General features: G+C 76.4%; 1 protein-coding gene. It reads right to left on the minus strand.

Annotation, left to right across the window (positions count from 1 at the left end):
* Positions 1 to 258, minus strand: a 258-nt coding sequence (locus tag ACQG3P_RS20325; protein ID WP_426806051.1) for a BCCT family transporter, incomplete at both ends; no start/stop codon positions are given.

Here is a 258-nt window from a genome sequence, read left to right on the forward strand (position 1 = left end):
GTTGGAGAGCCCCCCGACGCCGCGGGGCACGCCGCTGGCGGTCGAGGCCATGTCCAGCCCGAAGGCGACGGCGATGCTGGTCAGCTGCAGCGGCGCGCCGGCGTGCAGGCCGAACACGCGGTCCAGCCCGGCGGCGATCTGGATGGTGCCAACGCCCAGCGTGGTGGCCACGCCGATCGCGGTGGCCCCCACCGCCGCACCATTCACCCCGGGGCCGCTCCACCCCCGGTGGTGCGCGCCGATCCGTGGCTGCAGCAG

The organism is Stenotrophomonas sp. SrG (assembly GCF_050031795.1).
GTDB classification, from domain to species: Bacteria; Pseudomonadota; Gammaproteobacteria; order Xanthomonadales; family Xanthomonadaceae; genus Stenotrophomonas; species Stenotrophomonas rhizophila_A.